Origin of the sequence: Parabacteroides sp. ZJ-118 (assembly GCF_011038785.1) — a bacterium.
Taxonomy (GTDB): Bacteria; Bacteroidota; Bacteroidia; order Bacteroidales; family Tannerellaceae; genus Parabacteroides.
In genome coordinates, this window is the sequence record NZ_JAAKDT010000059.1 from 1 (window position 1) to 12,364 (window position 12,364).

Genomic DNA, 12,364 nt, shown 5'->3' on the forward strand with positions numbered 1-12,364 from the left:
ATGGTGCACTCTGCCATACGTTTTGAACTGAAAGGAGATAGTCTGAGAAAAAATCATTAACTTTGCCGCATCAAAAGTGTCCCAGCCTCCTCCGGCGCACTGTCCCAGTCTGCTCCGGTTTTTCCATCAATGATATCGAGGATATCACCGAATAATATTCGGTGATATCGGATGAATTAACAAATGTATCTTTAAAAAACCTCGCTATCATTTTTGACTTATCCTCATACGGCATCCCACTCTGCCGATTAATCGCCCGGGTTCCTACCGCTCCAACCTTTATTCCCTCCTTTTGAAGCGCTTGATAATTTTCAAGTAACTTGCTCACCACTTTCTCTGGCGCAATCGAATCCTGATCCGAAAAAAGAACGAGATCATAACCTGAATCAATGAAATAACGAATGCCTATATTCTGCGCCGCAGCAATACCTACATTCTTCAGCAATGGTTTATACTCCACCGACTCATAACTGCTCAGCACATTCGAGTGGTCAAATGGAGAATTATCCACCACGCATATTTGATCCACCTGACTGACCAATGACGACAATGCTTTCTTTGTCACCTCAAAATCAGGGTTATACAATACCACTACCGCTCCCACTTTTACCATATATCGCTCCATATAGTCCATCCTTTAAACCTCTAAACATTTGCACATAGATCTCTCGCCAACATCTCACCTTAAAAGGGAAAGAAAGTGGATACATTATCAGTTTTATTCCATGATTAATTTTCCATTGCTTTGGCACATAACTACGTCGAAGCAGCCATAAATAATTCCGTACTTGATAATAATATCGTATCGGAGCTGAAATGATAACGAGCTGGTTGAATAGCCGATACTCCTGTTGACCCACATAATGAGTAAGCGTAACCCTCGGAGTGATACCATTGACAAACCCATTGCTCAATGCTCTCCAACACCATTCATGATCCACATAATCAATAAATAAGGAATCATCATTTAGTCCCACCTCCTCTATTTTCCGCAAGGCAACACAACTTCCCGAACTGATAATCTCTCGCCTCCGTATAAAATCCTCAGCCGCCCACACATCCCGATGGATTGTTGATTTATACACCTCTTTTGTACGGCCATTTATTACTGTCGGACCCAACAAAAACAGATTAAACACTAATCCATTAATACGCTTATATTCTTCAACTATTCTGTTAACATACCCTTCAGGAATCCTGCTATCTTGATCGAAGAAAATCACATAGTCACATCCTGATTCGCGAGCCTGCCTGATCCCTTCATTTTGTGCCGTCGCGATACCTAGATTATTCCTCAAAGAGATATACACCAGCCTATCCGCCGCCCTTAAACCCAAATCTCTACCGGGCGTGTTATCCACGACTATTAGAGTGATATTTCCATTCTTTAATAGATCCTTATGAAATAAACTCAACTCTGCTTTATACAAGACAACGACTATCGCCACTGATTTCCTCATAAGCCCTCACACACTGCAAACGGCGTAAGCGCCCGATGAGAAAATCGAGGAAGTCCTATACCCCCCCCCTTAATGATTTTTAACATATAAAAAAAGTTGGACTCAAAGCTGTTATATTTAATCTTTCCATCAAACAACAAGAGCAACCTAGTAAGCCAATTCTTTCGATAGAAAACAAACCTAGAGATAAGCCATACATCCTCTACGGAGAGCAAATCCTTATAAGCCACCAAGAAACGTCGATTTTGAAGTTCCAATACATGCTCTTTATAATGTCCTTCCATACGTTTACGCATCCTCCCCATGAAATCTTTCTTCCCTATTTGGTTGCCATCATGTTGGCGATAGAGGATATGAGACTTCTCATCCCAAACCACTTTACCTAAAAACACGCACAATTGGTACATCAAGAAGTCATGCACCTTGATCACTTCAGGTAAGTGGGTCACGTATGTCTCTGCCGCCACCCTATTGAATACCATCGTGCACCCGGTAGCGAAACTTTGTATCAACGCCCGCTCCTTGGTCAGCGCGACCCGCCTTGGATTCCATGCCTTCCTAATAACACGCAAATTCACATCTACCAATGTGGTATTGGAGCAGTAAGCCAGCGGAATGGAATGATCCTCACCCTTTAGCCGATCAGTAGCCGCCTTCAGCTTATCCGACATCCAGACATCATCCTGATCGCAAAAGGCAAAATAATCAGCATCAACATATTGCTCCACTGCCCTCTGTAACAATCGGGTAAAGCCCATGGCAAAACCTACGTTTTCACCCTCAAATACTTCAAAGATCATCGGATACCGCTCCTTATAAGCGATCAATACATCCAATGTACCATCTGAAGATCCATCATCCCTCACCAGCACCTTCAGCTCCACTCCCTCTTGGGCCAACAAACTATCCAGCTGGACACACAAAAAACGCTCTCCATTATAGGTAGAGAGAAGAACTACTATTTTTTTCATTGAAAGAATATAAACGTGATACGATTTCTCCGGGTTCTATATCCCAAGAAAACGCACGATTGTAAATTTAGAATACAAGAAAAGAGAGTTAATACGAATTGATTCAGAGTGAATCCATGAATTCATCCAACTTACGACATGATTCAAAATAATAATGAATACGATCATCCAGTCGCGCGGAGGCCAAAAATTCCATTCCCATTTTCCGGGCGCAAACGGTCTCCCATGAAGTAGATGTATTAGCCAACATCAGCAAAGTCGCATCCAGCTCCAACAAAGGATCAGCAAATACATCCACATCCGTAATCAAAAGGTAAATAATATCACAATTCGAAGATAAGTCTTCCATACCTAATTCATCCTCACATATTCGAATACTATCGCACAATTTGTCTTGAAAATTATACGACTGCAACTGACGGTCTATAAAGGACTCCTTGTCATTTTCGGAAGGGAGTAAATCCAAACGTTTTTCTATAAACATCTTCCAGCCTTTTATCTCTAAAAAGCAAAGTCTCATATCCTTGGCGACTATGGCGTCAACCGAGGGGCAAGACGCCTCTTTACGTGCCTTACACCACTTATCCTTTACCGCATCAAAATCCAATAATACAGTCCGTTGTTCCGTATCACACCCTCTTTTTATCCGGCACGGTTTATGCAGGCGGCAAATAGAAGTGTACTCCAATCCATAAGCCATCCGGATCGTCTCTACATACTGATATGATGATGGAACAATGGGATTTATCATTTTCTGAAATTAACGATTTGACTCATAGGTTTTGATAGCTTTGTAAATATCCGGTTCAAATCTTTCGTCACATCTTCTATCCGAACCAATCCTTCCGATACTTCCTCGGTTAGATAATAATCCACATAAGCATTATTCCTTTTTTGGGAATAAAAACGAATTGCCTGTATAAAATAAGGACTATGGGAACTGATCAAGACCGGCACTCCGGTCAAGGATAAATCCACCAACAATTCAGCCAAGCGAATCTGCCATTCTGGATGTAAATGATTCTCCGGCTCATCCCAAATCAACAGCCGATTCTCATTGATAACCTGTTGCCCTATCAGCAACTGCATCACACCAAACGATTTAACTCCGGATGCCACATTTACAGGCGAGTATTTACGCCCGTCTTTTTCCCACAACAACCGGTGAGCCGTAGCGTCGAAAACGAAACGCCCCCCTGTAATCTCTGCCGACTTGTCAAAAAGATCTCCATAAGCCGAATCTTCCGTAGAGGAATAAGAAGAAGCAAAGCGAGCCATCCCTAATTTTCTAATGAAATCATCTACGTGATAATTCAACAACATATCATAACCCCGGGCCAAGCCCGATGAAGCACGTGGCAAAAGCAACGCATCTATCAAATGCATATAAAGAGGAGACTCGATAAACGAGGCATCCTCTATCGTAAATTCACTATCCCTTTGTGCCTCGGCACTCATCACCTTATCGTTCTCAAGCCTAATACACAGCTTGTTCTCATTCTCCTCTTCCTCAAAGTTAATCTCAGAGCCGGCAGTGTCCCAAGTGCAAACATGTCCATCAAACTCTGCCCCCATAACCCTCTGTAATTGGATTCTTAACCTCTCATCCGGGCATTTCATTTCCGTTATCATCCGCTCCAGTTCCTCTAAAGACCTTTTCAAAGCAGCTTTACTCCTAGGAACTATGTAGGCTGAGTCTTCTATAAACTTTGATAGCTCCATAAAAAAGCGATCATCAACAACATCTCCCTGTTGTTTGAAGTCTTCTATTTGACGCATCAAGTCATGAGCGGATTGATTTCCAGACTCCCGCGACAAAGTGAAAACACCCCTCTCCAAGCGATGGAGCAACTTACGTATTCGCTCACGCTGGACCTCCGCCGTCAGAGTTTTCACCAATCCAATCGACTTTACTACAGAAAAAAGAGCCTTACCCACCGTACTCTTTCCCGAGTCGTTGGTGCCGGCTATCACCGTCAAACCATTCAGTCTCACGTCCGCATAAGCGATTTTGTTAATATTTTTCAGTTCAAGTCTCATATCTGCACGATCTTAATGAAACAAAAGTAATCAGGCCAAAACAATTATCAAAGCGAAAGCTCACATTTTTTGTAAGCATTACTAGCGAAATCGTTCAAATCTAGCCAATGCATTATTCGCGAACCGCTCATAACCGTCAAGCCCCAACACCTCTTTGATCTTTTCCGCAACAACCTTAGCATCTGTCACATCCACACAGAAGCCATTATATCCATCCTCTATCAACTCTGTCGGACCTCCCACATTAGGAACGATGGACGGAATGCCATAAGCCATCGCCTCCAAGATGGTCATACCGAAAGTTTCTACCCAAAAAAATGGGTTCGACAAATTGAGCATCAAGTCCGCCTCTCGCAAATAAGGATGAATATCCGATTGCGCCGGGATCAACTCCACGTTTCCCGGTATCGGGTCGCCCAGATAAGCCTGTATGGATTTCATATCCGCACTCAGCATCAGACGAAAATGGAATCGTGGTAAAAGTCCGGCCACCTCCATAAAGGCTGATAGTCCCTTTATTTTCGAGAGAGAAGCAATCATCAAGACCGTATCCCGTTTTCGCTCCCCAACAGGCCTAATCCGTATTTGCTCCAAGAAGCGCTTACCGAGATGGTTGTAACACACCTCGCTCGTACACGAGGGATTCTCCGGATAACAACGTCGGGTATATTCCGACACGAATATGCGATGCGCTTTCGTATGGGCAAATACCCACTCCATGATCCGGACAGATAGCGTTTGCCGGACAAACTTCTCATGAACATGGTAGATAATCTTCTTCCCATACAACCGTCCTAACAGAGCCGCCAAGTAAGGAGTGATCGTATTGATATAAAACGTATCATAACGCCAACCTAAGCATAACGTAAGCAACACAAAATATACGCGCCATGCCACAGGGGTAAGAACCGGTATGCGTTTTCCATGTCGAGTGGGTATATAATACCCGATCAACCTCACGTTGGGCAACTCACTCAAGAATCCCTTATCATGATTGCGGATGGCAATAATAATGGTTACGGATTGCCCCGCATAATCACGAGCGATCACATCAGCCAACACTCGAGTGCTCCCGGTGTAGTCGTTTTTGAAATGAAAAAAGAGAATGGATTTCATTTAGATATTTGAAATTGATTAGTTTGACTTGAATGGTATATGGCAAGTATGGAAGCAAAAAACGTCCAATGAACCGATTTTAAGTAATCTTCATCGACAATTGTCAATATTGGCCAACAAAGAATCAAGATAACACCTATTAAACGCAACAAACGATTAGGATCCAAATAGCACTTTATAGCTAATCTGGCGATACCATAAATAAGAGCGATTGTAAATACTAGCCCATATTCCACCAATACTTGAATCCACAAATTATGGGCATAAGTAATCCAAATATCCGCTTTCCCATATTCATAAATTTGACTTCCAGGCCCACCTCCCATATATAACCAATCCTCAGCGATTTTCAATCCACCAGCCCATAAAATCCAACGAGGATCTTGAGCCGCTCCACTTCTCGCATCTATCTTTCGTTCTATTAAAAAAAGAATATCATCCGAATACTCATACCACAGGTAGACACATAATATAGATAATATAAAGATCAAAATATATTTATCTTTTTTATTACTACCTATAGCCATAAAAAATGGGATAAAAGAAAGAAACAAGGCTATCAAACAACCACGAGATGTATTAATAAATTCTATCGCAACAATAAATAATAAAAGAAGAATCAATAATAGTTTTTCACGAATCACATTTGTATATACCCAATAAAGTATCAACATAAACAAGCATAAAGTCAGTACGATAGACAAAGAATTGTAATTACCATAAGTAACAGCAGCATAAGTTCTTAAACCCACCGTACCATCTAAAGATATCGCATGATCAGCTGCTTGAAATTGTCCATTAGCTGTATGTTGTCCTGTATAGATCTCCCAAATAGCTACCACCAAATTAGCTATTGTAAACAAAATCCATCCCTTTAATATTGAACCAATAGGTTTATTAGCCATAAACGAAGAATAATAAATAAGAAAGAAAGCACCTATATAACACAATAATTCTAAAAAAGAGATTACATACATATACCAATCTGATATCCAAAATACAGCTAGAAACGAATAAAATATAACTCCATATAAGCAATAGGTTAATTTCTTGATCCGATAATTAACCTTAATTTTAATGATATAATAGAGCCAAAACAAAAAACCTATTATTCGTACCGGAGTAAATGCACCAAACAATGGACCTGCGAATATAACTGACACAATCGTTATCATTATTAAATAATCATAACGATTGTTTTTTAAATCATATTTAAGCGTTATGTTCATCAAATTTTAAATAATCAACGGATTCCATCCTATAATTCTCCAACAACACCTCCACCTTCTCATAGTCAATCTTCCCATCAAGAGAATCTGTTACTTCTCCCAATATCCGATCAGACAAGTTCAACTTCGCCAATAAAGAGGCGGAACGCCCTCCAAGGCTACCCATCCCAACCACATAAAAGGGCTTTTGGAAAACAACAGAGAACACTGTACCATGAAAAGAGGATGTCACAACGAACGCTGCCTCCTTGAAATAGGATATAAACGAAATCGGGTCAAGTGTCTGTAAATAACGCCGTCCCGATTTGAACGGAAGTAAACAAGCGGTAATATCTATCAGTTCATACCCTAACTCCCGACTGACTTTGCGGGCTTGTTCCGCACATTCCTCCGATCGCATCAAATTATAACAAAGCACATAAGGACGTTTCATCGAAACCGACATACACCGTTTCTCCCACTCCTCTTTCCTCAACAGCAACACGGGATCGCACACCACATGTACCTCCTTGTCTGTAAGGAGACGGAGCGCCTTCGCCAATTCAGCCTCACGTACAGACATGGCATTAAAATCTCGCAATAAAGAGGGCAATGCCTTCTTCTCTGCCGCATCCAAACATACAGGAGACATACTCGCCGCATAGGTAGCTTTACGGCAATTAACACCTTGTCCAAAAAATACCGGATCGAACTGACCTCCCGTGAGACGAGAACTCCAAATCTGATCACTACCAAACAACAGCAAATCAAAATTGGAATAATCCGAACTCATATCGTAGGGATACAGGTTGAGCCTCGTCCGCATGAAGTTATCAAATCCATCCCAACGCTTTCCCCTAGCCCTATATAAGAATGGCTCCGTGAGCAGACGCCTTACCGCACGCAACGGATTCCGGGAGATCCAATGATGAAGAGCATGCCTGGCATACCCATGCATCAAATAATCCGGCCGGTAATCTATTACATACACTTCATCTCCCCGGGCTTTCAAATATTCCTGCAAAGCATAACACTGCAACATCGCCCCATAGTTATGGGCACGATGAAAGGTTAGTATCCCTATTTTCATTATTCTCTTCTGATTAACTTCTTTACAAACCGTTTCAAAGCCATTGGAAACAGTCCTAACACACATGCTCTTAATGATTTTACAAATGACTTCACTTCCGCTTTCCATCCAAGAAACCCATACTTCTTCAAGGTTCTCTCGAAGCCCAATCTCGCATAGTCCTCCTCAAAAGCGATTCGTTTGGGATGCAACACTGACGGATGACGCAATTGAGGTTGCAGACAATCCTCCAACGCAACAGCCATACATTCCATACTTTCCCTGGCTAACTCAAACCATTCCTTACCTTTATCCGTATTGAGCAAAATAAGTGAACAACCCTTGTTATCCGCACCAAGGGCAGCTGCGGCCGTCTTCTCTATTCCCCAGAAATCCGCCACGGTTACGTCCGATGGGCGACGCGTGTTCGTGTAAGGACACTCGCCGCATGAACGACGGAGCATAATATGGGTATAAAACGTATAGGTGTATGTATTAGCAAATAAAAACGATTCTACGTGCGAACGCCAGCCAAATCTTTTCTTATCCCGAAAATTAACCGCCGTGATTCTCATACCCTCTTTTGCCTCCAAATAATCGAGGTAATCCCGCCAGACAAACGGAGCGGGTACACCATGGCAGTAAGCAGTCACTTTAGACCCGTTAAGGAGCTAAAGAGGCTGTTTTTTAGTAAGTTTTAAGAATTAAGTTTGATTTAAACATCAGATTACAGGGTCAGGGGTTGCCATTTGTGTGGCAACAAATTGACCAGTTCCTCTTTTGCGGTTTTCTTAATACGCCGAAAAACATCACACAGATATTGTACCGCATTCAATTTATGATTGCGGATGTTGGCAAAAACAGACTGAAGTCTCGCAAAACGAACCCCGGCTTCGGGACTGCCCACAAAAAAGCTGTTGTTGCGGTACTTGGCAATTCTACGGATTTGGCGTTCACAACAATTATTGGACAGATCCACCAAACCGTCTTCCAGGCAATGCAGGACGCAAGGATATTCCACCAGGACATACTTGACAGCCTTGAGAAGTTCGGGGTCTTTCTCAGGGTCCAGCAAATTATACAATCTGTCCAGTGCCTGTTTCAAATCATTTAATAAAGGAGCAAGCTGTAAATTACGCTCCCTTTTTATATCATCCGGATCCCGGTATCGCTTTTTTATCTCTTTATCGGAATGGAATATGGAATCTATGATATCTACAAGACTTTTGGCATCTTCCGATACATGCCTCAATTTGTAAAGGGGTCTTCGCATATGTACCAGGCAGGCCACCCTCACTATCAGCTCGCATACATCATAGCACTTATATATCATAGCGCCATCCGTATGCAGATATATCTTATGGGTTACTTCCTCCAGATATTTTTGCTCAGCCTCGCGGGTCCGACGACCCCGGTCATGGAATATATACTGGGTAAGATTCCTTTTGGGAGAGTAATGACAGAATATCCATCGTTTAAAATAATGTTCCTCAGGCTCCACGTCCTCTTCCCTCTCTCCCTTACCCGGCAGACGGGCGTCACACGTCTTGAGGGTCGATTCATCCGAATGCATATGCTCATCAGTTATGATCTCTCCCTGAAGGGGCTTGTCCAAAGGCTCCAAGATTCCGGCGGCCAACTCAAACCATCCGACAATCGTCGCATGTGAAAAATTCACCCCCATATCTTTCAGCCACAACTCGATATCCCCGATAGTCATTCCATCCTCAAAATGTCTGGTTAGGACTTCTGAAACAAGAGAATCCGTAGCTTTTGTCCTGCCCATGCAGTCCTTATACTTCTCGGGTAAACGGATATAATAACGCGCTCCACGGGGATCCCTGTATTTCTTCCGGACAATACGGAGCGGCCTGACATAACCTTTCACATAGATCAAGCGTTCGGTGACATCCTCGCCGATTTCATACGCGTCAGAAGGAAGGCCCTCAGGTCGCAGGACTACCACACTGCGCCGGTCTTCCGGTTTCATGGCTTCCTGTTCCAAGTCCACACCATCCAACGCGGAAAACAAAGGCTGCTCCCTATGAGGCTTTTTACGCCCTTTACAACTCCGGTTCCCCATAATCCGGGCGGCCAACTTGACGATCTTCTCATCAGGGACATTCTCCCCGTTTAAATCAAGTGTGTCGGCATCCTCATTCCTCCGGTCGCCATGATTGAACTTCCCCGATTCGGTGTGTTGCCCATGAGCGGCTGTAGCCAGGTTGGCATTCTGTTGTTCCAACTGTTTGATACGGGATGCCTTGCCGGTATTCTGAGAGACAGATGACCCCTCAGGACTTGAGGTCGTAGGAGACTGATGGTTCCCGCCATTCCTCTCTCCTCTCAACATGGCTATCTCATTATCTTTGGCAGCCAATTTAAGAGCGAAAGAATCCAGCATTTCCTGTCTTTCCCTATTGAAGGAAGCTACCAGCTCTCGCTTCTGAGACTCAAATTCATTACGGACGGCGCCTACCAGGGATTCCTTGAGGGAATCTGACAGGATCACCGCGCCATTGCCCATGAACAGGGCGGCCGTCTGAGATACCAATTCCGTGACCTTGCATAACTGTTCATCGAGCTTGGACTGAAGATCTTGGACTTTATCAAGAAGAGCGGAGACGCGAAGCTCCGCGTCGTGCGCCTTTTTCTCGGCTACACGACGGGCACGCTTCTCCGCGTCCAGCCGGGAAACGAGTATGTCCTGAGCATGTTCTTCCGACTTCAACATGTCACGAAGATAGTCATTTCTTCTCACACCACAAAAGATATAATCAACTGATTATTAGTTATATAAGTTAATTATTGTTTAAACAAGACATGCTCAGAACCGTCTCTGTCATCAGCGGTTTCATCTTCATATTTCCCATCCTCATCAACCTCATCCTCATCAACCTCATCGAAATATTCATGCTTGTCCAAGCGGATTACACCTTCCATGATATATACAAAATCTTCCCACGATATATGATATACATGCTTCGTCGCATCCTCAAACAACGGAGTTACAAAGCGGCGGCTGAAAAGTACTTTTTCTGTAAGGATGGCTCCACCATGGTTATGGTAATAAACTCGCATACGCTTAAAGTCACGGGACAGGAATATATAGACATCACCGTTAGCGGGATCCTTGTGTAATTTACTCTTTATATATTCGCGTAATCCCTTGTGCCTGTAACGAAGGGTCACTTCATCCGTACAGATGTAATACTTGAAAGTGGCTGACAAATTTAACATGGATTCACCTCCATTTCTTTCATAAACGTTGCCAAAGACTTTGCACTGCATTTACCGATATGAAGCACCAAACCTTTTCCGAAATGAAGCACCACATCCGAAAGACCGGAGGATGGAAACTCCCGGACTTTTGAGGTAAGAGGAACGGAGGTTTGACCGCTGCCGTCCGAATCTTTAGGAACATCAAGCACCAAAGGTTGAAGTTCAATCCCGGGTAACAGGTTTACCGGTTCTTCAATATTCCGATTCTCGGGATTTACAGAAGGTCTCCTATACGAAGGGCGTCCCAGACAATTGCACATCTTTGAGTAACTCACACGCTCTGCCCTGCAGAACTCTTCCAAATTTATACCGCCATATTCATTGAGGAACAGGCGAACCTTGGAGGCATAAAAGTCTCCTTCTCTCTTTTTGCGATTCATCTTTCACTACGTTTTAAATCCGGGGTGAAAGTAAATCTATTTATAAGGAATGTCAAGACGGTCTAAAGTGACTGCTTACCCATGGCAAACTATATCCATCAAGAACAAACGGTCTCTCAAACGCTTGCCGACAAAAGAGGCAAGTCCTGCCGTCTGACAAGGTGTACCGGAAAACAGCACGAGCGAACCATTTTTCAAATCCTCCCTCACCTGTCGAAAGACAGTATTCATATCGCTCTGCACGTATTTGCTTCCCCGGAACCCATCTCGTTCTGCCTTTGTAGCAGCCTTCTTATGGACCACCCGGAAATGACCGGTATATCCGGCTCCATAGACCACTCCACCCCGCGACAAGATGACATCAGAAAGCGCGACAAACGCAGCTCCACTCTGCGAAGCCGCTATCTCCCCAGGATTTTTGTGTCTCGCGGCATAAGCCAACGGCTTCTCCAAATTCAAGCTTTTATCGTAATCCCCATGAAAAGCACAGGTTTTCTCGCAAAGCCCACAATCCACACATAACGAATCATCCACCGTAAACCACCACTACAGCGTACTATTGTCAATCAATAAGTTACGTCCATGATAAAATAAAAAAACTTCTTGATTTCATGTTTTGCCCTGTCAGGCGGCTTTCTCCTGTCCCTGTTTTGGACGGGGAACGTATTTATTGGGAAGGAAAGACGCATCCGCTTTCTCACCCTTCATCAGCCGGGTGAGTATATCCTCGATGTACTCTCCGAAATTTACAGCGTTGAGTTTGCAGCTTTCAAGCAACGAATACATGAAAGCTATGTTTTCGGCCGCGAAGTGGCTGCCGGTATGCAACCAGTTGCGC

14 protein-coding genes are annotated in these 12,364 nt (G+C 43.4%); all 14 read right to left on the reverse strand.

All coding sequences use genetic code 11. The annotated features are described in order from the left end of the window. Positions 1 to 70 precede the first annotated feature (70 nt). The gene (locus G7Y39_RS12475) at positions 71 to 625 is read right to left on the reverse strand and encodes a glycosyltransferase (RefSeq protein WP_241160051.1); all 555 of its coding nucleotides are present in this window, start codon (positions 623 to 625) and stop codon (positions 71 to 73) included. Then, positions 579 to 1,460: a glycosyltransferase gene (locus G7Y39_RS12480; RefSeq protein WP_165157776.1), complete on the reverse strand. Its 882-nt coding sequence runs from the start codon at positions 1,458 to 1,460 to the stop codon at positions 579 to 581. The genes G7Y39_RS12475 and G7Y39_RS12480 overlap by 47 nt, the downstream gene beginning before the upstream one ends. Further along, positions 1,457 to 2,431, reverse strand: coding sequence for a glycosyltransferase family 2 protein (locus tag G7Y39_RS13735; RefSeq protein WP_165157777.1), 975 nt, complete (start codon positions 2,429 to 2,431; stop codon positions 1,457 to 1,459). The genes G7Y39_RS12480 and G7Y39_RS13735 overlap by 4 nt, the downstream gene beginning before the upstream one ends. 103 nt (positions 2,432 to 2,534) lie before the next feature. Then, complete coding sequence (locus G7Y39_RS12490) at positions 2,535 to 3,182, reverse strand: hypothetical protein (protein WP_165157778.1); 648 nt, start codon at positions 3,180 to 3,182, stop codon at positions 2,535 to 2,537. After that, positions 3,179 to 4,471 (reverse strand): AAA family ATPase, encoded by a 1,293-nt coding sequence (locus G7Y39_RS12495; protein WP_165157779.1) that lies wholly within the window; start codon positions 4,469 to 4,471, stop codon positions 3,179 to 3,181. The genes G7Y39_RS12490 and G7Y39_RS12495 overlap by 4 nt, the downstream gene beginning before the upstream one ends. 81 nt (positions 4,472 to 4,552) lie before the next feature. Further along, positions 4,553 to 5,587: a glycosyltransferase family 4 protein gene (locus G7Y39_RS12500; protein ID WP_165157780.1), complete on the reverse strand. Its 1,035-nt coding sequence runs from the start codon at positions 5,585 to 5,587 to the stop codon at positions 4,553 to 4,555. Beyond that, complete coding sequence (locus tag G7Y39_RS12505) at positions 5,584 to 6,816, reverse strand: O-antigen ligase (RefSeq protein WP_165157781.1); 1,233 nt, start codon at positions 6,814 to 6,816, stop codon at positions 5,584 to 5,586. Before G7Y39_RS12505 ends, G7Y39_RS12500 begins: the two co-directional genes overlap by 4 nt. Then, positions 6,800 to 7,885 (reverse strand): polysaccharide pyruvyl transferase family protein, encoded by a 1,086-nt coding sequence (locus G7Y39_RS12510; protein ID WP_165157782.1) that lies wholly within the window; start codon positions 7,883 to 7,885, stop codon positions 6,800 to 6,802. Before G7Y39_RS12510 ends, G7Y39_RS12505 begins: the two co-directional genes overlap by 17 nt. Beyond that, on the reverse strand, positions 7,885 to 8,517 hold the full coding sequence (locus G7Y39_RS12515) for a Coenzyme F420 hydrogenase/dehydrogenase, beta subunit C-terminal domain (RefSeq protein ID WP_165157783.1): 633 nt from the start codon (positions 8,515 to 8,517) through the stop codon (positions 7,885 to 7,887). The genes G7Y39_RS12510 and G7Y39_RS12515 overlap by 1 nt, the downstream gene beginning before the upstream one ends. A gap of 74 nt (positions 8,518 to 8,591) precedes the next feature. Beyond that, a complete protein-coding gene (locus tag G7Y39_RS12520) occupies positions 8,592 to 10,625 on the reverse strand; it encodes an IS66 family transposase (protein ID WP_165157784.1) in 2,034 nt (677 codons plus the stop codon). A gap of 44 nt (positions 10,626 to 10,669) precedes the next feature. Further along, positions 10,670 to 11,104 (reverse strand): IS66 family insertion sequence element accessory protein TnpB, encoded by a 435-nt coding sequence (tnpB, locus tag G7Y39_RS12525; protein WP_165157785.1) that lies wholly within the window; start codon positions 11,102 to 11,104, stop codon positions 10,670 to 10,672. After that, a complete protein-coding gene (locus G7Y39_RS12530; protein ID WP_165157786.1) occupies positions 11,098 to 11,526 on the reverse strand; it encodes a hypothetical protein in 429 nt (142 codons plus the stop codon). The genes tnpB and G7Y39_RS12530 overlap by 7 nt, the downstream gene beginning before the upstream one ends. 75 nt (positions 11,527 to 11,601) lie before the next feature. Continuing rightward, positions 11,602 to 12,060 (reverse strand): coenzyme F420 hydrogenase/dehydrogenase beta subunit N-terminal domain-containing protein, encoded by a 459-nt coding sequence (locus tag G7Y39_RS12535; RefSeq protein ID WP_241160052.1) that lies wholly within the window; start codon positions 12,058 to 12,060, stop codon positions 11,602 to 11,604. A gap of 90 nt (positions 12,061 to 12,150) precedes the next feature. Continuing rightward, positions 12,151 to 12,364: transposase domain-containing protein (locus G7Y39_RS12540; protein ID WP_165156916.1), on the reverse strand; the 214-nt coding region annotated here is incomplete at its 5' end.